The following is a 21,476-nucleotide window of genomic DNA, read 5'->3' on the forward strand; positions in this document are numbered from 1 at the left end:
AACAAGAGTACTGATACGCCTGCTTTTTTCGCAGCTTCTCCCGTACCATCTATCAGAGATTTAATTATGGACCTCGTTTCCCGGATTCAGCGCTTGCCGATTGGCAAATTCCATTACATGTTGCTGGTCGTGATTGGTTTCGGCTGGATGTTCGATGCCATGGACACTGGATTGATTTCATTTATTCTGGCCAAAATGGCAGAAGACTGGCAGATGACGCCAGACCAGAAAGGCTGGGTCGTGTCGATCGGCTTTATCGGCATGGCGATTGGCGCGATCTGTTCAGGTGGATTAGCAGACCGTTTTGGCCGTAAAACGGTGTTTGCAGTAACACTGGTAGTGTACAGTCTGGCAACCGCAGCCTGTGCTTTTGCGCCGGATCTGACCTGGTTGCTGGTCTGTCGCTTTATTGTCGGTCTGGGACTGGGTGGACAGTTGCCTGTCGCGGTGACATTGGTGAGTGAATATATTCCGGCACGGGTACGTGGTCGTTTTATTGTTTTATTGGAAAGTTTCTGGGGACTGGGTTGGCTTTGTGCAGCTTTAATTTCCTATTTTGTGATTCCGAAATTTGACTGGCATACTGCCTTTTTAGTCGGTGGTATTCCAGCACTCTATGCCATCGTGATCTGGAAAATGGTGCCAGAATCGATTCCATTCCTGATTAACCGTGGCCGGTATGTAGAAGCACAGGCTTTGGTAAAAAAAATTGAAGCCAAGTGTGGTGTAGAAGTTCTGGAAATTTTTGAAGTCAAACCAGTAGCCGAGAACAAAACTATTTCCTTTAGCCAGCTCTGGTCAGGTGTATTTGCCCGTCGTACCTTGATGCTGTGGCTGATCTGGTTCGGCATTATCTTCTCTTACTATGGCATCTTCACTTGGCTGCCAAGCCTGCTGGTTAAAGAAGGCTATACCATCGTACAGTCCTTTGAATATGTGCTGATCATGATTCTGGCACAGCTGCCGGGCTATCTGGTAGCAGCATGGCTGGTAGAAAAACTGGGCCGTAAAGCAACCTTGGCTGGTTTCATCGGCATGTGTGCAATCTCGGCTTACTTCTTTGGTCAGTCCGGTAGTGTCATTGAAATCGTGATCTGGGGTTGCTTGATGTCCTTCTTTAATCTGGGGGCTTGGGGTGTTCTTTATACTTATACCCCGGAACAGTACCCAACCAATATCCGTGCCTTTGGTTCAGGCTGGGCTGGGGCGATCGGCCGTATGGGCGGGATTGTGGCACCTTTTGCTGTGACTCACTTGATGGTGCTGCCTGCAGGTTTTAGCTATGTCTTTACCATGTTTACTGCCGTTTTGATTGCAGTCGCTGTGGTGGTTCTGGTTCTGGGTGAGGAAACCAAAGGTAAAACCCTTGAGTCAATGAGCTTGTAGAATTGGTGAATTTTTAGTTGATTAGGGCGGATAAAGTGGATATTTTTACGCCATAAGACACGATTTGTCGCACTGTGTCATCTAGTGCCCTTGTGCCGCTTAGCAGTGCGACTTAGCATAAGAAACATTGATACAAAAAATGAATTTTTTAGGATTATAGGTTGTTATGACAAGCCTTGCGCATCATGCGACAGAAAACCGTTCCGTAGCAGAATTTACCGAACAGGCCTACCTCAATTACGCCATGTACGTGATCATGGACCGTGCACTGCCACATATCAGTGATGGTCTGAAACCGGTACAGCGCCGTATTGTTTACGCCATGAGTGAACTGGGACTGAAATGGACCAGCAAGCCGAAAAAGTCTGCACGTACTGTAGGTGATGTGCTGGGTAAATACCATCCGCATGGTGACTCAGCCTGTTATGAAGCCATGGTATTGATGGCACAGCCATTCAGTTACCGCTATCCATTTATTGAAGGGCAGGGTAACTGGGGTTCACCGGATGATCCGAAGTCCTTCGCTGCGATGCGTTATACCGAAGCCAAGCTATCCCAGTACAGTGAATTGTTGTTGTCTGAACTTGGTCAAGGCACTTGTGACTGGCAGGACAACTTTGACGGTTCCTTGAAAGAGCCAATAAATCTGCCAGCGCGTGTACCGAATATTTTGTTGAATGGTACCACCGGTATCGCTGTTGGTATGGCAACTGATATTCCACCGCATAACCTGCGTGAAGTGGTTAAAGGTACGATTGCCCTGATCCGTAACCCGAACCTGACCGACAGCAAAGTTGCGGAATATATTCCTGGTCCGGACCTGCCAACCAAAGCTGAAATCATTACCTCACCAGCTGAATTGCTGAAAATGCAAAGTATGGGTCGTGGTAGCTATCGTATGCGCGCCGTGTATACGGTTGAGAAAAATGAGATTGTAATCACTGAGCTGCCATATCAGGTGTCTGGTTCCAAGATCATTTCCCAAATTGCCGACCAGATGCAGGCCAAGAAACTGCCGCTGGTAACTGATGTGCGTGATGAATCGGATCATGAAAATCCAACCCGTCTGGTGATTGTGCTACGTTCGAATCGTATTGATGCCGAATCGGTAATGAGTCACCTGTTCGCCACCACTGATCTGGAATCCAGTTACCGGGTCAATATGAACATGATCGGTGCGGATGGCCGTCCACAGGTGAAATCGATTCGCCGTATTCTGCTGGAATGGATTGAAATCCGGAAAGAGACCGTCACTCGCCGTCTTAAATTCCATCTGAACAAGATTGAAAAACGTCTGCATATTCTGGCGGGGCTGATCATTGCCTACCTGAATATTGATGAAGTCATTCAGATCATCCGTGAGGAAGATCATCCCAAACCGGTACTGATGGAACGTTTTGGGATTGATGAAATTCAGGCTGAAGCCATTTTAGAACTCAAGTTACGTCATTTGGCCAAACTTGAAGAAATGGAAATGCGCCGAGAGCAGGAAGAACTGGAAGCCAAAGCCGCGGAAATCCGTGACCAGTTAGCGAATCCAGAGTCACTCAAAACCCTGATCATCAATGAACTGAAAGATGATGCCAAGAAATTTGGCGATGACCGACGTTCACCAATTGTGGAGCGTGCCGAAGCAGCTGCAATTGATGAAACAGAAATGCTGCCAGCAGATCCTGTGACTGTAGTCTTGTCCGAAGCCGGCTGGATTCGCTGTGCCAAAGGTCATGAGGTTAATGCGGAGCATCTGAATTACCGTGCGGGGGATCAGTACCTGAGTCATGCTCAAGGTAAATCCAATCAACGTGTCTATGTGCTGGATGAAACTGGCCGTAGCTATGCGCTAGCGATTAACAGCCTGCCATCTGCGCGTGGTTTGGGTGAACCGCTCAGTTCAAAACTTTCTCCAGCCAGCGGTGTTGGCTTCAAGCAGGTGCTGGTGGCTGAAGATGACGCCGAAATTCTGGCAGTCAGCAATAAAGGTTATGGTTTCAAGACCCAGGCCAAACACTTGGATACCAATGCTAAAGCCGGTAAGGCCTTCCTGACTGTGCCAGAAGGCGCACAGCCAATGAATCTGGAGCCACTTGAAAATAAAACCCATGTGGCGCTGCTCAGCTCTGCAGGTCGTCTGTTAATTGTTGATTTAGCTGAATTACCTGTGTTGAATAAGGGCAAGGGAAATAAGTTGATACAACTTGAAGATAAAGATCAGATTTTGTCCATGACAACACTGAACTTAGATGAAATAATTCAAGTGCTTGCAGGAAATCAACAAATAAAATTAAAAGGAGACGACCTGCAGAAATACATGGGGAAACGTGGTTCAAAAGGACAGCTTTTACCACGCGGATATCAAAAAGCAAATAAACTGTTGATTCAGAGATAAGACTAGCATCCATCCATCGAAATACGTTATATATGAACAACGATTCGACAGGATGGATGCAGTATTGCGCATCAACAAGCTTAATAATTCAGCGCAATATTGAAAAAAAACAGTTGAGATTCTAAGGATTATGATTGGAGAGAATGGCATTATGGAAAAGATTTGGTACGCTGAATATCAAAAAACAGGGATTCCACAAACGATAGAATTGCCACCAGAAAATACTTCATTAATTGATATTTTTGAGCGTAACTTCCAGAAGTTCGGCTCACGTGATGCCTTTATCTTCATGGATAAAGTCATGACCTTTAATGAACTGGAAGAAGCAAGCCGCAAGTTTGCAACCTATTTGCAAAGCCTGAACCTGCCAAAAGGCACACGTGTTGCTGTAATGATGCCAAACGTACTGCAATATCCAGTCGTGGCATTGGGTGTATTCCGTGCCGGTCTGGTTCTGGTGAATGTGAACCCGCTGTATACTTCACGTGAACTTGAGCATCAATTAAATGACTCTGGTGCAGAAGTGCTGGTGATCATTGAAAATTTTGCTACAGTTTACCAAGCAATTATTGGCAAAACTCCTGTGAAGCACGTGGTTGTCGCTTCTGTAGGTGATATGCTTGGTGCGCTGAAAGGTACTTTGGTGAACTTTGTACTGCGTTCAGTACGTAAGCAAATTCCAGCATGGGATATTCCAGGCCACATCAAGTTTAATGCTGCGCTCAACAAAGTTAATCCAAATAACTACAAACGTCCTGAGCTGACTTTAAGTGACACTGCTGTATTGCAATATACCGGCGGTACTACAGGTGTATCTAAAGGCGCTGAGCTGACCCATCGCAACCTAGTCGCAAATATGCTGCAGTGTGATGGCATCTTCCAGAGCAAGTTCGGTGCGCAAGATGGTCAGCCAGATGACCGTATTTTCTGTGCGCTGCCGCTGTACCACATCTTTGCCTTCATGGTGTGTGCGCTTTACGGTATGTACAAAGGTCAGGCTAACGTTTTGATTCCAAATCCACGTGACCTGCCTGCAGTAATCAAAGAATTACGTAAATATCAGCCTACATTCTTCCCAGCAGTAAACACATTGTTTAATGCATTGGTAAACAATGAAGAATTCAAGCAGCTAGACCACAGCCGCCTGAAAATGGCAATGGGTGGTGGTATGGCAGTGCTACCGTCTACAGCTGAAACCTGGAAGAAAGTGACAGGTACGACCATTATTGAAGGTTATGGTCTGTCAGAAACTTCACCGGTTGCAACTGCGAATCCGCCTGCATCTGAAGAGTTCAGCGGTACCATCGGTATTCCACTTCCTTCTACTGAAGTGGCGATTCTGGATGATGATGGTAATGAAGTGCCACTAGGCGAGCAGGGTGAAATCTCAATCCGTGGTCCTCAAGTCATGAAAGGTTACTGGAACCGTCCGGATGAAACTGACAAAGTGATGGTGAACGGTTTCTTCCGTACCGGTGATATCGGCATCATGAATGAACGCGGCTATGTGAAAATCGTAGACCGTAAGAAAGACATGATTCTGGTCTCTGGCTTTAACGTTTATCCATCTGAAATCGAAGAAGTGGTTGCGAAACATCCAAAAGTGCTAGAAGTGGCTGCGATTGGTGTACCAGATGAGAAATCAGGTGAAGTGCCTAAACTGTTCGTGGTGAAAAAAGATCCATCTTTAACAACTGAAGAAGTTTTAGCATTCGCCAAAGAAAATCTGACAGGTTATAAACGCCCACGTTATGTGGAGTTTATGGACGAGTTGCCAAAATCAAACGTGGGTAAAATCCTGCGTAAAGATCTACGCAAATCCGCTTAAGCTGTTAAAGAGAAAGCGCCGTAAGGCGCTTTTTTTATCGATGATTTTTCTGATAGAACATCAAGACGCAGTCGGTTTGTTTTTTTCCATCCACCAGCGGTCAAAGTAGCGACGACCCACACCAACAATTCCCATAAAAATAAACATGGAAATAAACTGGCGGTTAAACCCGGAGCGATAAAACTCGCCATAACTCAGGTAATTATCAATCAGGCAATACACCAGCAGAATGGTCAGCCAATGCCACAGGGCATAGCGTTTAATTCCCACAGCATAAAAAGCGATCCATAAGATGATGAAGCTGCACAGTGGTGACCAGATATTTATATTGGCACTAATAACACTGAGCAGAAATGCCACAATCGGCAGGACAATTTTCAGGACGCGATCCACTTGCAGTTGCATCTGACGCTGGCGTTCCAGTACGTCAAGCATTTCCTTTTGATCGGGATTGACCATCGTGAATCCTATACAGTTGCTAAAAACACCCTATTTAACAAAATTTATTCACGAAATGCCATGCTATGATAGCGATAAAATTTTCATGAGAAGAATCAGATGCAAAGCATTAGTGGGATTATCTATCTCATTTTAGCGGCATGTCTGCTGCCTTATGTGTTTACCATGATTGCCAAAAAAGCTGGGGGCTTCAAAGCCAAAGATAATCAGAATCCACGGGATTTTCTGGCTCAAACGACCGGTGTAGCCAAGCGTGCTAATGCGGTACAGCAGAACAGTTTTGAAAGTCTGCCTTTATTTATTGCCGCGATCCTGATGGCGGAATATCTGGTGATGCCACAAAGCCTGATCATGACTTTCGGGATTGGCTATTTGGTATTTCGAGTGCTATATGGCATTTGCTACCTAGCAAATTGGGCGACACTACGTTCAATCATGTGGCTGCTTTCAATACTTTGTCCAATCACCTTGCTCTTGCTGATTATCAAAATTATTTAAGCCCAAAGATCGAGAGATAGCCTGATTTACAGTTCAATATTTTTAAATCAAAAAAAATCTGCAAAAACCGTTATAATTGTCGCGGTTTTTAAAGATATAACTTGTTAAAGAGTGATGCTATGAGCTACAGCAATATCCCAGCGGGTAAAGACGCACCAAATGACATCTATGTAATCGTCGAAATTCCTGCAAATGCAGCGCCAATCAAATACGAAATCGACAAAGATTCTGATGCATTATTTGTAGACCGTTTCATGGGTACAGCAATGTTCTACCCAGCAAACTACGGTTATGTACCAAATACACTTTCTCTAGATGGTGACCCTCTAGATGTATTGGTAGTAACTCCACACCCAGTTGAGCCAGGCTCTGTAATTCGTTGCCGTCCTGTAGGTAAACTGAACATGGAAGATGACGGTGGTGTTGATGCGAAACTGGTTGCAGTTCCACACGAAAAATTAACTCCGCTGTACAAAGATGTTCAAGAGTATACCGATCTTCCTGCACTGCTGATCAGCCAAATCGAACACTTCTTCCAACACTACAAAGACTTAGAACCAGGCAAATGGGTTAAGTTAAGTGGTTGGGAAGGTGCTGATGTTGCGAAACAAGAAGTACTAAGCTCAATTGAAGCTTACAAAGCAGCAAACAAATAATGGCTGTGTGATGAAGGTCTGAGTTTTAAGACCTGAATAAAAAAACCTGCACATTGTGCAGGTTTTTTATTGGCTTTAATATTCGGGAAATTAGAATAATTTCACAGGAATATCTAACCAGATACGCCATTCATTGGTGTCAGGCAGGTAATAATCATTAGCATAAGCAGAATCATTACGATAGTGCGAATAACGTAGACGAAGGCTAGTATCTTTAGCAAAACCAGATTGAACAGTGTATTTCACTTGATTGAAAAACTCTTGTTCTTTTGCATTGTTATCAGTATCTGTATCAATATCCCAGCCATAAACAAATGCTGAAGTCCAGTTCAGTCCAAGAATACCATATTTAGAAAAATCTAAATTGTATTGAACTTGAGCTGATTTTTCGTCACGACCGTTGAAGTCAGACAGATAAGAGTTTGGTAAATAAATACTTTGATTACCATCAGCATTTTCACCATATGCGTAACCAGTATTACCAGTACTTTGTTGATAAGCCAACATTACACTATGAGGGCCTTTATTATAGGTACTAGAAAGCGCCCAGATGTTATTGCTACGATCAGATGAATCTTTACCTAAACGTGAGGAAGAAGCCTCAGCTTCTTTATCCCATTCAGTATGATAGCCGCTGAAATCATGAGTTAAACTGCTATCTTCTGATAAAGCATAGGTGTAGTTTGCATTCACATAATGACGTTCTAAACGATCTTGAACATCTGTACCATAATAAGAAGCATTTAAGGCATCATTAAATTTATATTTTGCGCCCCATACAACTGCACGATCTAAATTACGACCATCACTGTTGATTTGGTCTGAGTACTGGTTTTTAGTAAATTTACCGGCAGTCAGTGACAAGTTATCAATTTCATTACTGGTAACTAATACACCTTCAAAATATTCAGGCACCAAACGAGCTGTATTTGATGCAAGGACAGGAAGATCTAGAATTTGCGTACCGTAGACAGCAGTGGTATTAGAAACACGTGCTTTTACATAAGCACCACCACGTGCCCAATGATCATAGGTATCCCCAAGCCCTTTCGTTGGTACACCATTTTCATCTAAACCTGTTTCACGTGGAATCATGCCATTGCCAGCATGTTTATTGTTGCCTAATTTGAAAGATGCATCACCAATGATGCCGGCACCAAAGCCTACAACACCTTTGGTAAAGCCTGAATCCAGTTTAAACATAGCGGTTTGGGCAAAAGAGCTAGTATCCGCTCCTTGAGGCACGTCTTTAAAATCGCGGCTTAAGTAACCGGTACGGAACAGTACTGTACCTTCGGCATCTTCTACAAAGCCTTTTGCTTCACTTTGTTCACTGGCATAAGCCGTGGAAATAAGAGCAGCATTAACTAAAACTGCTAATGCAAGTTTTTGTGTCTTTAACATGGGGAGAGAGCCTCATATATGTTTTTCAAAGGACTGCGTTCGGGCAAAGAACAGGCAGAAATTAACCAAATTGTATAATTAATCTGATAAAAAATATCGTTTTTATGGCAATTTTTAAACTAAAGTTTAGTTTTTATTACTTTTTATTCACAATTGAGTTACAGCTTTTAAAATAATTTTTTGCCAAAAGGTAAAAATGATATATAAAACAATAAAATATAGAATGAAATTTAAAAATAGTTGAATGTTCAACTATGAAGTTCCTGTTGCAAAGTAGCTATTGATTTTCTCGATTTTCATTTTAATGCGCTTTTATTTGTTCATTTTTATCTTTAAACATGATTTAGCAATCTTTCAATTTTCATTTTTAGGGAGCTTTTATAATTTTATATCGGCTAAACCCATACACTTTTACTATTCAACCTTTTGGTAAAACTTTATTATTCACGCTTTCTTGTTTCTTGCGCGTTTATGTTGACGCGAAAAAGAGGGTCTCCATGTCTCAACTGCCTAAATTTAGCCTACTTTTATTATTTGCAACCATGGCTTCTGTTGCTGGTGCACAGGATGCTTCAACCTTTGCAAATGGTGAAGTTTCGGCAAGCGTTGGTGTGGTCAATAAATATATTTATCGCGGTGGTGAGGAGAATGATAATCCGGCAGTGCAGCTGGGAGTGGAGTATGCGCATAACAGCGGCGTATTTGCTGGGTATTGGGGTTCAACCTTAAATTATGATCCTTCTGATGAAAGCCAGAATCATGGGTTTGAACATGATTTCTATATTGGTTATGGCCATGAGTTAAATGAGAACTGGAGTTATAAGTCTCAACTCATTTCTTATTATTATCAAGATGGCGGCACAATTTATAGTGAAGATGGTCTTGATGAGCGTCGGACTACGGGTTTTGAATTATTGAATGATGTTAGCTATAAAAACCTGACCATGGGGTTAGGGGTGATGCTAGCTGATGCTAGCTATGCCAATGCGGGAGATGTGTACTTAAGCGCAGCCTATAGCTATCCTTTACCAAAAGATTTTAGCCTGAATACTTCAATTGGCGCTTCAATTTATAATGATAGTCATGATGATCAGTTGCTTAATACTACCGAAAGTGTTGCATTTAATGAGGCGCGGATTGGTTTCAGCAAGACACTTGCTGAAAAAATTGATGTAAGCCTGGATTATGTTTACGGTGGTGAAGATCGCGAAGGCTCTGATTTGGATGATCATGTAGTTGTAGGGGTAAATTATAATTTCTAAGTTTTTCAAAAAACGATTTTTTTAAGGTGTGCAATATTGCTTGACATCCTCTCCGACCTAAAGGACGGAGATTCCTCCTGCGAGACGCCCATGTCCGAGCGCAAGAATATTCAGTGCTGAGTTTATATCTCTATCGTGGAATGTACCGCACTCCACACACTGCCATTCTCTTATTCCAAGTCCTGCTCTACCTTTCAGACTACTGGAGCGTGAGCCGCAGCACGAGCAAGTTTGGGTGGTATAGGCTTCATTGACTTCTTCATACCATACCCCTGCGTTCTCGCATTTATACTTGAGCATGGTTCTTAAGGTCGTCCAACCTGCATCGAGTACAGACTTAGCTAATTTTGTCTGTGCCAATGCTTTGGCATTCACATTACCAACGAAGATGGCTGCATGTTCATTCACCAGTTTATGACTGAATTGATGCAGCATATTTTGACGTAGATTTTTGATCTTGGCATGAATCGCTTTGACACGTTTTTTATTTCTTGCTCTTTGAGCAATACCAAGTTTTTGTTCATATTGACGATAGATTTTAGGCGCTTTGAACTTTACACCATCTGAGCAAGTCGCAAGGTCTTTGAGTCCTAGATCAATGCCAATTGAGGTTTTAGCGGTGGTTTTCTCTGTTTTAATTGAATCAACCACAAGACATACATACCAACGCCCTCGGCTATCCTCGACAAACGAGCCTGTTTTAACATTGTATTTACTTAGTCCGTAACTGTCCCATAGCTTGAATTGATGCTTGCCGTATTGGACATACCCATCGGCATATTTCACCGCCACTTTTTTAAATGGAATCCAACCGAGAGAACGTCTAGCATTTTTTTTGTTACTGACACGCCATTTTAGCTTGGCTTTTTTAAATTGCTTTCTTCGAGTAACTAATTCTTCCGCAACTGCCTGTATGGTTTGGCTGTGCAAATTGCACTCTTTTGATGTACCTTTCGTGTATTTAGCAATATCGTAAGCTGAAAAGAATTGTTGTTTTCTTTGCAAGTGTTTAAAACACAAATCATTGACATAGTTCCAGACAAAGTTAACTTCAGATGCCAATTGGTCTAGCACCTTGCAATGTTTGTCTTTTATGCGTAATTTAAGTGTCTTCATCACTAAAATATATTTGGTCTATGGATAATAGTCAAGAGATTAGAACAGGTCGTCACTGTGTTTTTAATATGCACGTTCATTTAGTCTTTGTGGCTAAATATCGTAGAGATGTTTTTACCAAAGCTATGCTCGAAACTATGAATGAAGTATTCAAGCGCATTTGCTTAGACTTTGAAGCTAAGTTGGTAGAATTTGATGGTGAGCATGATCATGTTCATTTACTTGTGAACTATCCACCAAAAGTAGCTATTTCTAGCTTGGTTAACAGCCTAAAAGGTGCATCTAGTCGTATTTTAAGAACTAAACACCCTGAAATTAAAAACAAATTATGGGGGAATGCTTTGTGGTCGCCTAGTTATTTCGCTGCATCGTGTGGAGGTGCTCCCATTGGGATTATTAAACAATATATCCAACAACAGCAAACACCGCATTAGCAATCCTAGCTAATCCCCACAAGGGGGACTAGCGGATTGCAGCCTTATATCCCCGCCCTGAAGGGCGAGGTTTTACGGCTAAAGGGATAAATATTGTGCACCTTTTTTATGCATAAAAATTAAATTGCATAAAAAACAGCCTTAAAAAGTAGCAACTTGTAAATGAATATGTATAAGCCTTTATAGAGCACATCGATATTTTATTTTTCACTTTTTCGGATATTTCTATCACATATAGTAATTTTTATAGCTGTACTTTATTAAAATAAATAATAAAAAACAATTTGTTAAAATAATGTAAGTGATTTCTAAATTTGGTTGAATTCTTTTTTTTCTTAAATTGGCATAGCAATTGCAAAGTTTCCCATGAGTTTAAAACACAACTAAAAACGTCTGCGGACGGTTGGGGGAATCGAATAATGAAATTCACTTTAAAAGCTTTAGCTGTAGCAGCAGTCGCATCAGCATCTACTTTGACATTCGCAGAAGAAGCGACTTCAGAGCATAGTTTCTCAGGCAATATTGGTGTGTTATCTAGTTATAACTTACGTGGTATTACGAGTGCACCTGAAAATAAAGGAGCAACACTTAATGGTGGTTTAGACTATAACCATGCTTCTGGTTTCTATGCTGGTTGGTGGGGGTCAACATTAGATTATGGTTCAGATAATGGCTCTGAGTTTGAAAATGACTTTTATGCAGGTTATAACGGCTCAATCAATGATGATCTAGGTTATACCGTTGGCTTTACCTACTATTATTACTATGACATTGGTACAAAGGATGCAAATGGTTTTGAAACCATGCTAGGTTTATCTTATAAAGATTTTGGAGTAACAGCACAAACCTTATTAGAAGATACAGCTTGGGGTAATGCTGGTGATACTTATATCAAAGGGACATATAGCTATGCACTGCCAAATGACTTCAGTTTAGATACGGCGCTTGGTTTGTATATTTATGAAGAAAGTGGAGATTTTATTCCAGATTCAACTGAAAGTTTTGGTTTCCGTCATTTTGACATTGGCTTAAGTAAACCATTAGCTGACACAGGCGTAACTGCAAATGTGAATTATATTTTTGGTGGTTATGATCGTAATGATGTTAAGCAAAAAAATAAAGTTGTACTTGGTTTAACATATAACTTCTAATTTTAACAAAGTAGAAAAAGGCGACGTATGTCGCCTTTTTTATTTTATAGATTTAGCTTTGTTGTCCTCGGTAAGAGAGTGCTTCAGATAAATGCTGAGTCTGAATTTCTTCACTTGCTGCCAGATCGGCAATCGTCCGTGCCACACGTAATACCCGATGATAGGCACGTGCTGAGAGATTGAGCTTTTGTTGGGCAAGTTCAAACATCTTGCTGGCTTGTGCGTTAAGTGGTGCAAACTGTTCTAATTGCTTAGGATTTAGGCTCATATTCAAATTATTCTGTCTTTGCATTTGCAGTTCATATGCGGCAATGACACGTTTTCTAACTGTAGCCGAATCTTCAACAGGTTGGGTATTCTGCAGTTCATATGCCTGAAGAGGCGGTACATCAATATGCAAGTCTATGCGATCTAATAAAGGGCCAGAAATTCGATTTTGATAACGTTTAATCATTTCTGGAGAGCATTGACAGCGGATATCCTGATTAAAGGCATAGCCACAAGGGCAGGGGTTCATCGCTGCAATTAACTGAAAATTGGCTGGGAAAGTAATTTGCCGTGAAGCACGAGAAATCACAATTTCTTTAGATTCGAGTGGTTGGCGTAAGACCTCTAGTACTTTTCGGTCAAATTCAGGCAGTTCATCGAGGAAAAGCACCCCTAAATGTGCCAAAGTAATTTCACCCGGTTTAGGATGGGATCCTCCACCAACCAGAGCCACTGCTGATGCCGTATGGTGTGGTGCACGGAAGGGGCGCTGCCCAAATGGATGATTGCAATTAGCAATTGAATAGATGCTGGCAACTTCCAAATTCTCTTGCGTATTTAATGGCGGTAAGATACTTGGCAGACGTGAAGCCAACAAGGTTTTACCTGTACCCGGAGGTCCTCTAAACAGTAAAGAGTGTCCACCCGCGGCAGCAATTTCTAAGGCGCGCCTTGGACGGAGTTGGCCCTTTACATCCGCTAAATCTAAAGGATATTTCTGTTGATCTGTTTGAGGCTGTGCATGAATCTGTGGCAATGAAACTGTTTGAGCTAGATGATCACAGACTTCTTTTAAATGACTGGCGGCAAAGACCTTAAAATCTGGTAACTGGCAGGCTTCCTGCGCATTTTCCTTCGGTAAGATCAATTCATGCTGTACCTGCTGACAGGTAATCGCAATGCTTAAGGTGCCACTGATTGGGCGAAGCTGACCATCTAAGGCCAGCTCACCAATAAATTCCATGCCATCGGTACAGTTTTCTGGAAGCTGTCCTGAGGCGAGCAATATGCCGAGTGCAATTGGCAGGTCCAGACGGGATCCATCTTTAGGAAGATCGGCTGGCGCTAGATTGATAGTCAGGCGTTTGGTTGGAAACTGGTAGCCACTATTTAAAATCGCTGAGCGAACTCGATCTTTACTTTCCCGAACCGCTGCTTCTGGCAGACCGACAATGGTTAAAGAGGGCATGCCCTGACTGACATGGACTTCAACTTCAATCAGCGGGGCATGCAGTCCAAGCAGACCCCGGGTATGAATTTTGGCGAAAGACATTTACTGTTCCGTTTTGGTGCATTATTATTGTTCGTTATTTGTCTTTTCTGCACTCTGCTGGTGCTTATTTTTTGTTCAATATTTTCTCTTCAAGCGCTTCAACCTGTTTTAACAGCTCATTTAAACGCTGATTGGCCTGATTCAGGGCAGTACGTTGACGTTCAATTTCTTCCCGAGATACCAGATCTATTTTGCTGACTGCTTCATTCAGCAGGGCACGAAGATTATGTTCCAGATCTTTTTTTGGTTGTTCGATTTGCTGCAAGATCGCTTGTAATAAAGTTTCAATCATTGTGTGGTCCATAGCAATGGAAATGTGCCGACAGTTTAACACTGCGGGACTCAAGACTATAGCTTTTCAGACAAAATATGGGATTAATCGATAGTGATTATCATAAAAGACCACATAAAAATGACTAAATTTTGAAGATTCAAAAGCTTTAAAAGTATAGAATAAAAAATAGGGAAACCGCATGTCGAGCTTTCTAATTTCCCCCGACCTTAGAAATCTTGGCATGAAATTTGAACATAAAACCTTACTGGTGAAATAAGCCGAAGGAAAACAAACATGAAGCTCGTAACTGCAATTGTAAAACCTTTTAAGTTGGATGATGTTCGTGAAGCATTGTCTGAAATTGGCGTTCAAGGTATCACTGTAACTGAAGTTAAAGGTTTTGGTCGTCAAAAAGGCCATACTGAACTTTATCGTGGTGCTGAATATGTTGTTGATTTCTTGCCTAAAGTCAAAATTGAAATCGCGATCAGCGATGAAATGGTTGATTCAGTCATCGAATCAATTACTCGTGTCGCAAGCACAGGCAAAATCGGTGACGGAAAAATTTTCGTAACAAATCTGGAACAAGTCATCCGTATTCGTACAGGTGAAACAGGCGCAGATGCTGTCTAATTTGGCACGAAGTTTGCTGAGTTCTGAATAACTCACAAAAACTTGGTTGGGGGATACGAATGAAAAAAATATTACTCGCGTTGGGTCTGTCCAGCGCACTTTTAGGCGGTTCTGTTGCCTGGGCTGAAGAAGCCGCATCAGCAGCCGCTCCTACTGAAGAAGTTGCTGTTGTCGAAGCAGCTGAAACTACAGATATTGCTACTGCTGCAGAGACAGTAGAACCAGCACCAGCTGAGGCTCCTGCTGCAGAAGAAGAACCTACTTTAGATACAGGTGATACAGCCTGGATTTTAACGTCTACCGCACTTGTTTTACTGATGACCATTCCTGGTTTAGCGCTGTTCTATGGCGGTATGGTACGTAAGAAAAACGTATTGGGCACCATGGCGCATAGCTTTGTGGCAGCAGCAGTGGTGAGTATTGCTTGGGTGGTGATCGGTTATACATTAGCGTTTGGTGAAGGTAGTGCCTTTATTGGTGGCTTGGATAAATTCATGCTATCCGGTATTACTACTGAAGCGCTATCCGGCACGATTCCTGAAATCCTGTTCGTCATCTTCCAAATGACTTTTGCGATTATTACCGTGGCCATCATTAGCGGTTCAATTGCGGAACGTATGAAATTCGGTGCCTTTGTCGCATTCATTACACTTTGGGTAATTCTGGTGTATGCGCCAATTACACACTGGGTATGGGGCGGCGGCTGGTTAGGCAACGACGGTGCGCTTGACTTCGCTGGTGGTACAGTGGTTCACATCAACTCAGGTGTGGCTGGTCTGGTTGCTGCTTACATGCTTGGTTCTCGTATGGGTCTTGGCCGTGAATCTATGGCTCCTCACAACCTGACTTTAACAGTCGTCGGTGCAAGCTTACTGTGGGTAGGTTGGTTCGGCTTCAACGGTGGTTCTGCGCTGGGTGCGAATGGTTCTGCAGGTTATGCACTGGTTGTAACTCAAGTGGCAGCAGCTGCAGCAGCAATCTCTTGGTTAATTACTGAAAAAATTGCACGTGGTAAGGCATCTGTATTAGGCGGCGCTTCTGGTGCAGTTGCAGGTCTGGTCGTGATTACTCCAGCTGCTGGTTTCGTGACTGTCGGTGGTGCGCTGGCAATGGGGCTGATCGGTGGTGTGGTATGTTTCTGGGGTATTACTGCGCTGAAACGTGCGCTGAAAGCCGACGATTCGCTGGATGCATTTGGTCTGCACGGTGTTGGTGGTATCGTAGGTGCGATCCTGACTGCCTTCTTCGCAAGTGAATTCATCATGGGTGACTCAGCTCCAACTGACCTGATGCATCAACTTTGGGTACAAGTAGAAGGTGTACTGGCAACCATCGCTTACTCTGCAGTATTGACTTTCGTAATCCTGAAAGTGATCGACGTAATCATCGGTATCCGTGTTTCTTCTGACGATGAACGCATGGGTCTGGACCTGAGCCAACACGGCGAACGCGTAGAATAATCTGCTACAACAATAATCAATATATAGTGCAAAACAGCCCGTCAGGGCTGTTTTTTTTCTATATATTGCGTAAAACTCTACAAAGTTCACATTTTTTGCTACACTCGGAAATCATCAGGATTTGTTCAATTAAACCGCTATGCATTGCCCATTTTGCAATACACCAGACAGTAAAGTGATCGATTCACGCCTGGCCGCTGAAGGTTGCCAGATTCGCCGCCGTCGTGAATGCGTCAGTTGTAATGAACGCTTTACCACCTTTGAAAGTTATGAAGTGGTGATGCCGCGTGTCATCAAATCTGATGGCAAGAATGAACCCTTTGATGAAGCCAAATTACGCCGTTCCCTGATGCATGCCTTGCAGAAACGTCCTGTGACGCAGGAACAGATTGAAACGGTGCTGAGTGATATCCAGTTGCAGATTCGCCGTCTGGGTGAGCGTGATGTGAAATCACGTACCATTGGTGAAATTGTCATGCAATCTCTATTTGCACTTGATCATGTCGCTTATGTCCGTTTTGCTTCGGTCTATCAGGATTTTCAGGATGTCGAGGCTTTTCGTCGTCAAATTGAACAGATGCAGCAACGTGGCGAATTTCAAGAATAAGCATGTCTGAACTCAATCAAGATCAAGTCTGGATGCGCCGTGCCATCGAACTGGCACGTCAGGGACAGTATTCCACTAAACCGAATCCGAATGTCGGCTGTGTCATTGTCAAAGATGGCGTAGTCGTGGGTGAAGGTTTTCACCCCAAAGCGGGTCAGCCGCATGCGGAAGTTTTTGCCATGCGTCAGGCGGGTAAACAGGCACGTGGGGCGACCGCTTATGTGACCCTGGAACCATGCGCGCATTATGGCCGTACACCCCCTTGTGCCAAAGGTTTGGTTGAAGCAGGGGTGGCTAAAGTGATAGTCGCCTGTCCTGATCCAAATCCATTGGTCGCTGGCAAGGGTATACAGATCCTGAAAGATGCTGGCATCGAAGTTGAAGTCGGTATCTGTGAAGATGAAGCTCATCCATTGAATTATGGCTTTCTAAAAGCGATGGCGACTGGTATGCCTTATGTTCGGCTGAAAATTGCATCAAGTCTGGATGGTCGTACTGCCATGGCATCCGGTGAGTCGAAATGGATTACTGGGCCTGAAGCACGTCAGGATGTACAGCACTGGCGGGCGATTTCTGGTGCGGTGATTAGCGGGATCGATACGATATTGGCGGATGACTGTCAGCTCAATGTGCGTAGCCTGAATGGTGTAGATGACATCAATACTGTGGTTCAACCCAAACGGGTGATACTGGATCGCCAAGGACGTTTGTCACTGAATGCCAAAATTCTGGAACAGCCAGAAACCGTGATGGTCATGGGGCCTTATCGTCAGGAACTTGCCGATCTGGGTGTGACCCAACTGGAAATTCAGCCTTTAAAAGAGTTATTACAGCAACTGGTTCAGCAATATCAGATTTATGATGTGCTGGTAGAAGCAGGGGCGACCTTGTCTACCGCATTTTTATCGGCAGGACTGGTGGATGAACTCATCAGTTATGTTGCACCGACCTTATTGGGGCGAACTGCGCGTAGTATGTTTAATGCAGAATTTAGCCGAATGGCAGAACAACTTCGATTCAAGCTGCAGGATGTCACCCGCATAGGTGATGACGTGCGCTTCAGGTTAATTCCTTCTCAAGAGACACTATGAATTCAGAGTCTACGGTTTATCACAAACGTCGCCATGCGGCGCGTACCACAGATGAATATCTGTTCCATCAGCTGGTTCCATACCTCGGGAACAAGCGCCGTTTACTACATTTAATTCTAGAAGCACTTGAGAGCACGGGAACCTTAAACCGTACGGATGGCCGTGCGCCGATTTTTGCCGATTTCTTTGCTGGTTCTGGTGTGGTGTCGCGTTTAGCACGTCAAAATGGCTATCGTGTGATTGCCAATGACTGGGAACCTTATAGCCATGCGTTGAACCATGCAATTCTATCTTGTACTGACGCACCGGCATTTAAAGAGCTTGGCGGCTATCAAAAGGCCATTGATTACTTAAACCGTCTGCCGGAAGTAAAAGGCTGGGTGACGCATAATCTGTGTCCAAGAAATGACGAAGTCTATGACCCAAGCCGTGACCGTTTATTCTTTAAACGTCGTAATGGTATGCGTATTGATGCCATCCGTCAGCAGATTGCGACCTGGCAGGCGCAGGGTGCGATTGATGATGTAGAAATGAGTGCTTTATTAGCACCACTTTTATACTCTGCCAGTTTTGTCAGCAATACTTCCGGCGTATTTAAAAGTTTTCACCATGGCTGGGGCGGTAAAACCCAGACCGCCTTAGAACGTATTGAATCATTGCTGTGGTTAACGCCAAGCCGTTTCTGTGAAAACCCAAACCTGAAAGGTCCGGCGGCAGAAATGTGGTGTGTTGATGCCCAGCATCTGGCTAATCAGATGAGCAGCTTTGAAGTTGATGTAGCTTATCTGGATCCACCGTATAACCAGCATGCTTATAGCAGTAACTATCATGTGTTGAATGCTTTAACTTTATGGGATCAGGTGGATCTGCCAAGCCCGGATACTAAAGGCTTTAAGAGCGGGATTGACCGTGCATGGCGTAAAGAGCGCCCAAGCCCGTACAATTCGTCTAAGCATGCCAAGGAAGCTTACGAAAACCTGTTGGCAACCATCAATGCACGCTTTATCCTGACCAGTTATTCGACCGATGGTAATATCAGTGCGACGGATCTGCTACAGGCCAATCTGAAACGTGGTCGTGTTACCTTGCTCACTCAGGATGTGCCGCGTTACCGGGTCAGTAAGCAGCGCCAGTCTGAACGCGCACGCGTACTTGAATTTATTGTGATTACCGATACGCATGCTAAGTCTGGGCCGCCAATCCGTCAGTTATTAGGCCAACTGCATCATTATGCAGAGCTCGGTGGTGTGGATACCACAGGTGTGAGTACACAGCTGGCCTTGTGGTAAGGCATTTCAAAAGGAATATAAAATGTTTACAGGTATTATTGAAAGCCTCGGCAAGGTCGAAAGTCTGCAGAATATCGGTGGTGATGTGCGCCTGCGTATTCAGACCGATCTGGATATGTCTGATGTGCATCTGGGCGACTCGATCGCGACCAATGGCATCTGCCTGACCGTAATTGACTGGGGTACGAACTGGTATGCAGCAGATGTATCGCGTGAAAGCCTGAACCGTACCACGCTTGGTAGCTGGAAAGTCGGCCAACCTGTAAACGTAGAAAAAGCCATGTTGCCAACTACACGTTTTGGCGGGCATATTGTGGCGGGACATGTGGATGCGGTCGGTGAAATCACCGTAGTGCGTTCTGATGCCCGTTCCCTGTATTTTGAAGTGACAGCTCCAAAGGAAATTGCCAAATATCTGGCCGAGAAAGGCTCGGTGACAGTGGATGGGATCAGCCTGACCATCAACCATCTGCGTGGCAATATTATTAGTCTGAACCTGATTCCACATACCGCAGAACGGACCAATATTGGTACCTGGAAAGTCGGTACTAAAGTCAATCTGGAAGTGGATGTGCTGGCTCGTTATATCGAGCGTTTATTGCTGGGTGACAAGGCAGCAGAAACTGCACCTGAGTCGAAAATCAGTCTGGATTTTCTGGCGGAAAATGGCTTTTTGAAATAGTCAGAATGCCGAAAGACTAAACAGTCTAATTGAAAAATTAGACTGTTTTTTTATTTTTGGAGATAATCCATGCTTCATTTTACGATTTTAACCCTTGCGGACAGGTCGAATGCTCGATTTCTTACTTAACCTGGAACAGTCTTTACCGCTCATGCTGGAGCAGTATGGGGTGTGGATTTATGCCATTCTTTTCCTGGTGATTTTTGCAGAAACGGGATCAGTATTTTGCTTTTTTCTACCAGGGGATAGCCTGCTGATTGCTATTGGCGCACTCTGTTCCACTACAGATTTAGTGACTTTGCATTCCATGGGGCTTTTGCTTTTTGTCGCTGCAGTGCTGGGCTATACTGTGAACTACTACACGGGCAGGATCCTTGGTCTGAAATACTTTAATGAGCATTCACGTTATTTCAAACCAGAATATATTAGCAAGACCAACCATTATTTTATGAAGCATGGCGGCAAGACCATTCTGATTGCGCGTTTTATTCCTTTTGTACGCTCCTTTGGGCCGTTTGCTGCCGGTTCAGGCCATATGAAATTTACTACCTTTACCCTGTATAACATTGCCGGTGGTCTGCTCTGGATCAGCACCTTGCTTGGGGTGGGGTATATGGCGGGAAATGCAGCCTTTATGATTGCTGATTTTTTCTAGAAATTTTCAAAGATTCAAAAAAATTAAAGCCCACATCTGTGGGCTTTTTTTTATTTATTCTTCAGCAGCTTTGCGTTTCTGCAAAATGTAATCAATTTCTTCGCGGGCCGCAGCACGCAGACGGTTACGTAACTGTACCAGCGTTTCTTCAATCGCCGTTTCAGCTTCGAGTTCTAGACGTAAACGCGTGCTTTCCAGCTCGGACAAAATTTCGCTGTCTTCAATCTTGATCTGGGTAGTATTGATGAGAGGATTCTGCTCGAAACGTGCAGCATAATTTTGTACTTCAGCATTCAGGCTGTCACGTAGCAACTCCAGCATACGAGTCTGCTCTGCATAGCGGCGCTCTTCATCCAGCTTCATCTGCTCGATATAGGCCAGTTCTTCAGCGCGCTTGTCGGCCAAGGCTTTTTCCAATGCTTGCTGCTTGCGAATACGGGCTTCTTCAATCAGTTCGGCCTTACGCTGTGCATAGGCCTCTTCGATTTTAAGTTCAGATTCCTTCTGCATCTGCTGGTCGCGGACCAGCCATTCTTGCAGGGAAGTTTCCGGTTTCAGTACATCGCAGATGCGCGCGAGATCATCAATAAAGGTCTGACGTACAGCTTCAGGCACATTTAACCAGCGCTGTTTAAAATCGGGACCAACATTTAATGCCACGGGCA

The 21,476-nt window shown here is 43.7% G+C and carries 21 protein-coding genes; 15 read left to right on the forward strand and 6 right to left on the reverse strand.

The features are described from left to right. Window positions 1-66 precede the first annotated feature (66 nt). From ABEF84_RS01180 to ABEF84_RS01190, 3 genes are all read left to right on the forward strand, one after another. The gene (locus ABEF84_RS01180; RefSeq protein ID WP_347453439.1) at window positions 67-1,386 is read left to right on the forward strand and encodes an MFS transporter; all 1,320 of its coding nucleotides are present in this window, start codon (window positions 67-69) and stop codon (window positions 1,384-1,386) included. A gap of 166 nt (window positions 1,387-1,552) precedes the next feature. Next, window positions 1,553-3,772, forward strand: coding sequence for a DNA topoisomerase IV subunit A (parC, locus tag ABEF84_RS01185; RefSeq protein ID WP_347455455.1), 2,220 nt, complete (start codon window positions 1,553-1,555; stop codon window positions 3,770-3,772). Between the two features lie 151 nt (window positions 3,773-3,923). Beyond that, window positions 3,924-5,600 carry an AMP-binding protein gene (locus ABEF84_RS01190; RefSeq protein ID WP_347453440.1) on the forward strand — a complete coding sequence of 559 codons (1,677 nt, stop codon included), beginning with the start codon at window positions 3,924-3,926 and terminating at the stop codon, window positions 5,598-5,600. Between the two features lie 60 nt (window positions 5,601-5,660). On the opposite strand, the gene ABEF84_RS01195 is transcribed toward ABEF84_RS01190, so the two are convergent. Beyond that, window positions 5,661-6,059: a hypothetical protein gene (locus ABEF84_RS01195; RefSeq protein ID WP_034587704.1), complete on the reverse strand. Its 399-nt coding sequence runs from the start codon at window positions 6,057-6,059 to the stop codon at window positions 5,661-5,663. 99 nt (window positions 6,060-6,158) lie between these two features. On the opposite strand from ABEF84_RS01195, the gene ABEF84_RS01200 reads away from it, so the two are divergent. Next, window positions 6,159-6,557 (forward strand): MAPEG family protein, encoded by a 399-nt coding sequence (locus tag ABEF84_RS01200; RefSeq protein ID WP_034587705.1) that lies wholly within the window; start codon window positions 6,159-6,161, stop codon window positions 6,555-6,557. 119 nt (window positions 6,558-6,676) lie between these two features. Beyond that, the gene (gene ppa / locus ABEF84_RS01205; protein ID WP_034587706.1) at window positions 6,677-7,213 is read left to right on the forward strand and encodes an inorganic diphosphatase; all 537 of its coding nucleotides are present in this window, start codon (window positions 6,677-6,679) and stop codon (window positions 7,211-7,213) included. 90 nt (window positions 7,214-7,303) lie between these two features. Here ppa and ABEF84_RS01210 read toward each other — a convergent pair whose 3' ends face one another. Further along, complete coding sequence (locus ABEF84_RS01210; protein WP_347473731.1) at window positions 7,304-8,617, reverse strand: OprD family outer membrane porin; 1,314 nt, start codon at window positions 8,615-8,617, stop codon at window positions 7,304-7,306. A gap of 497 nt (window positions 8,618-9,114) precedes the next feature. Here ABEF84_RS01210 and ABEF84_RS01215 point away from each other — a divergent pair, with 497 nt between their 5' ends. After that, window positions 9,115-9,879 carry a TorF family putative porin gene (locus ABEF84_RS01215; protein WP_347454535.1) on the forward strand — a complete coding sequence of 255 codons (765 nt, stop codon included), beginning with the start codon at window positions 9,115-9,117 and terminating at the stop codon, window positions 9,877-9,879. 57 nt (window positions 9,880-9,936) lie between these two features. On the opposite strand, the gene ABEF84_RS01220 is transcribed toward ABEF84_RS01215, so the two are convergent. Beyond that, window positions 9,937-10,995 carry an RNA-guided endonuclease TnpB family protein gene (locus tag ABEF84_RS01220; protein WP_034586922.1) on the reverse strand — a complete coding sequence of 353 codons (1,059 nt, stop codon included), beginning with the start codon at window positions 10,993-10,995 and terminating at the stop codon, window positions 9,937-9,939. Between the two features lie 20 nt (window positions 10,996-11,015). On the opposite strand from ABEF84_RS01220, the gene tnpA reads away from it, so the two are divergent. Next, window positions 11,016-11,429 (forward strand): IS200/IS605 family transposase, encoded by a 414-nt coding sequence (gene tnpA, locus ABEF84_RS01225; protein ID WP_075167884.1) that lies wholly within the window; start codon window positions 11,016-11,018, stop codon window positions 11,427-11,429. 419 nt (window positions 11,430-11,848) lie between these two features. Further along, entirely contained in the window at window positions 11,849-12,580 is a 732-nt protein-coding gene (locus tag ABEF84_RS01230; protein WP_034587601.1) for a TorF family putative porin, read from the forward strand. A gap of 52 nt (window positions 12,581-12,632) precedes the next feature. On the opposite strand, the gene ABEF84_RS01235 is transcribed toward ABEF84_RS01230, so the two are convergent. Both ABEF84_RS01235 and ABEF84_RS01240 read right to left on the reverse strand, forming a co-directional pair. Then, window positions 12,633-14,120: a YifB family Mg chelatase-like AAA ATPase gene (locus ABEF84_RS01235; RefSeq protein ID WP_034587600.1), complete on the reverse strand. Its 1,488-nt coding sequence runs from the start codon at window positions 14,118-14,120 to the stop codon at window positions 12,633-12,635. A gap of 64 nt (window positions 14,121-14,184) precedes the next feature. After that, window positions 14,185-14,412, reverse strand: a complete 228-nt coding sequence (locus ABEF84_RS01240) for an accessory factor UbiK family protein (RefSeq protein ID WP_034587597.1) — start codon at window positions 14,410-14,412, stop codon at window positions 14,185-14,187. A gap of 276 nt (window positions 14,413-14,688) precedes the next feature. Between ABEF84_RS01240 and glnK the strand changes: the two genes are divergently transcribed. The 7 genes from glnK (at window position 14,689) to ABEF84_RS01275 (ending at window position 20,811) form a co-directional block, all read left to right on the forward strand. After that, entirely contained in the window at window positions 14,689-15,027 is a 339-nt protein-coding gene (glnK, locus tag ABEF84_RS01245; protein WP_004650081.1) for a P-II family nitrogen regulator, read from the forward strand. A 59-nt stretch (window positions 15,028-15,086) separates the two neighbouring features. Beyond that, a complete protein-coding gene (locus ABEF84_RS01250) occupies window positions 15,087-16,487 on the forward strand; it encodes an ammonium transporter (protein ID WP_034587595.1) in 1,401 nt (466 codons plus the stop codon). A gap of 139 nt (window positions 16,488-16,626) precedes the next feature. Beyond that, window positions 16,627-17,094, forward strand: coding sequence for a transcriptional regulator NrdR (gene nrdR / locus ABEF84_RS01255; protein WP_004787309.1), 468 nt, complete (start codon window positions 16,627-16,629; stop codon window positions 17,092-17,094). A gap of 2 nt (window positions 17,095-17,096) precedes the next feature. Continuing rightward, a complete protein-coding gene (ribD, locus tag ABEF84_RS01260) occupies window positions 17,097-18,185 on the forward strand; it encodes a bifunctional diaminohydroxyphosphoribosylaminopyrimidine deaminase/5-amino-6-(5-phosphoribosylamino)uracil reductase RibD (RefSeq protein WP_034587594.1) in 1,089 nt (362 codons plus the stop codon). Next, window positions 18,182-19,474: a DNA adenine methylase gene (locus tag ABEF84_RS01265; protein WP_034587593.1), complete on the forward strand. Its 1,293-nt coding sequence runs from the start codon at window positions 18,182-18,184 to the stop codon at window positions 19,472-19,474. The genes ribD and ABEF84_RS01265 overlap by 4 nt, the downstream gene beginning before the upstream one ends. Window positions 19,475-19,496: 22 nt before the next feature. After that, the gene (locus ABEF84_RS01270) at window positions 19,497-20,156 is read left to right on the forward strand and encodes a riboflavin synthase (protein ID WP_034587592.1); all 660 of its coding nucleotides are present in this window, start codon (window positions 19,497-19,499) and stop codon (window positions 20,154-20,156) included. A gap of 109 nt (window positions 20,157-20,265) precedes the next feature. Further along, window positions 20,266-20,811: a VTT domain-containing protein gene (locus ABEF84_RS01275; RefSeq protein WP_034587590.1), complete on the forward strand. Its 546-nt coding sequence runs from the start codon at window positions 20,266-20,268 to the stop codon at window positions 20,809-20,811. A gap of 54 nt (window positions 20,812-20,865) precedes the next feature. Here ABEF84_RS01275 and ABEF84_RS01280 read toward each other — a convergent pair whose 3' ends face one another. Continuing rightward, window positions 20,866-21,471, reverse strand: coding sequence for a hypothetical protein (locus ABEF84_RS01280; protein WP_347453448.1), 606 nt, complete (start codon window positions 21,469-21,471; stop codon window positions 20,866-20,868). Between the last annotated feature and the right edge of the window lie 5 nt (window positions 21,472-21,476).

This window comes from Acinetobacter sp. ANC 7912 (assembly GCF_039862785.1).
In the GTDB taxonomy this organism is placed as follows: Bacteria; Pseudomonadota; Gammaproteobacteria; order Pseudomonadales; family Moraxellaceae; genus Acinetobacter; species Acinetobacter thermotolerans.

Bases quoted from the DNA above. Each gene is read 5' to 3' on its own strand.
- ABEF84_RS01240 (WP_034587597.1), bottom strand. From the start codon at position 14,412: ATGATTGAAACTTTATTACAAGCGATCTTGCAGCAAATCGAACAACCA.
- ABEF84_RS01275 (WP_034587590.1), top strand. From the start codon at position 20,266: ATGCTCGATTTCTTACTTAACCTGGAACAGTCTTTACCGCTCATGCTG.
- ABEF84_RS01180 (WP_347453439.1), top strand. From the start codon at position 67: ATGGACCTCGTTTCCCGGATTCAGCGCTTGCCGATTGGCAAATTCCAT.
- ABEF84_RS01250 (WP_034587595.1), top strand. From the start codon at position 15,087: ATGAAAAAAATATTACTCGCGTTGGGTCTGTCCAGCGCACTTTTAGGC.
- ABEF84_RS01235 (WP_034587600.1), bottom strand. From the start codon at position 14,120: ATGTCTTTCGCCAAAATTCATACCCGGGGTCTGCTTGGACTGCATGCC.
- parC (WP_347455455.1), top strand. From the start codon at position 1,553: ATGACAAGCCTTGCGCATCATGCGACAGAAAACCGTTCCGTAGCAGAA.
- ABEF84_RS01200 (WP_034587705.1), top strand. From the start codon at position 6,159: ATGCAAAGCATTAGTGGGATTATCTATCTCATTTTAGCGGCATGTCTG.
- glnK (WP_004650081.1), top strand. From the start codon at position 14,689: ATGAAGCTCGTAACTGCAATTGTAAAACCTTTTAAGTTGGATGATGTT.
- ribD (WP_034587594.1), top strand. From the start codon at position 17,097: ATGTCTGAACTCAATCAAGATCAAGTCTGGATGCGCCGTGCCATCGAA.
- ppa (WP_034587706.1), top strand. From the start codon at position 6,677: ATGAGCTACAGCAATATCCCAGCGGGTAAAGACGCACCAAATGACATC.
- ABEF84_RS01220 (WP_034586922.1), bottom strand. From the start codon at position 10,995: ATGAAGACACTTAAATTACGCATAAAAGACAAACATTGCAAGGTGCTA.
- nrdR (WP_004787309.1), top strand. From the start codon at position 16,627: ATGCATTGCCCATTTTGCAATACACCAGACAGTAAAGTGATCGATTCA.
- ABEF84_RS01190 (WP_347453440.1), top strand. From the start codon at position 3,924: ATGGAAAAGATTTGGTACGCTGAATATCAAAAAACAGGGATTCCACAA.
- tnpA (WP_075167884.1), top strand. From the start codon at position 11,016: ATGGATAATAGTCAAGAGATTAGAACAGGTCGTCACTGTGTTTTTAAT.
- ABEF84_RS01210 (WP_347473731.1), bottom strand. From the start codon at position 8,617: ATGTTAAAGACACAAAAACTTGCATTAGCAGTTTTAGTTAATGCTGCT.
- ABEF84_RS01215 (WP_347454535.1), top strand. From the start codon at position 9,115: ATGTCTCAACTGCCTAAATTTAGCCTACTTTTATTATTTGCAACCATG.
- ABEF84_RS01195 (WP_034587704.1), bottom strand. From the start codon at position 6,059: ATGGTCAATCCCGATCAAAAGGAAATGCTTGACGTACTGGAACGCCAG.
- ABEF84_RS01230 (WP_034587601.1), top strand. From the start codon at position 11,849: ATGAAATTCACTTTAAAAGCTTTAGCTGTAGCAGCAGTCGCATCAGCA.
- ABEF84_RS01265 (WP_034587593.1), top strand. From the start codon at position 18,182: ATGAATTCAGAGTCTACGGTTTATCACAAACGTCGCCATGCGGCGCGT.
- ABEF84_RS01270 (WP_034587592.1), top strand. From the start codon at position 19,497: ATGTTTACAGGTATTATTGAAAGCCTCGGCAAGGTCGAAAGTCTGCAG.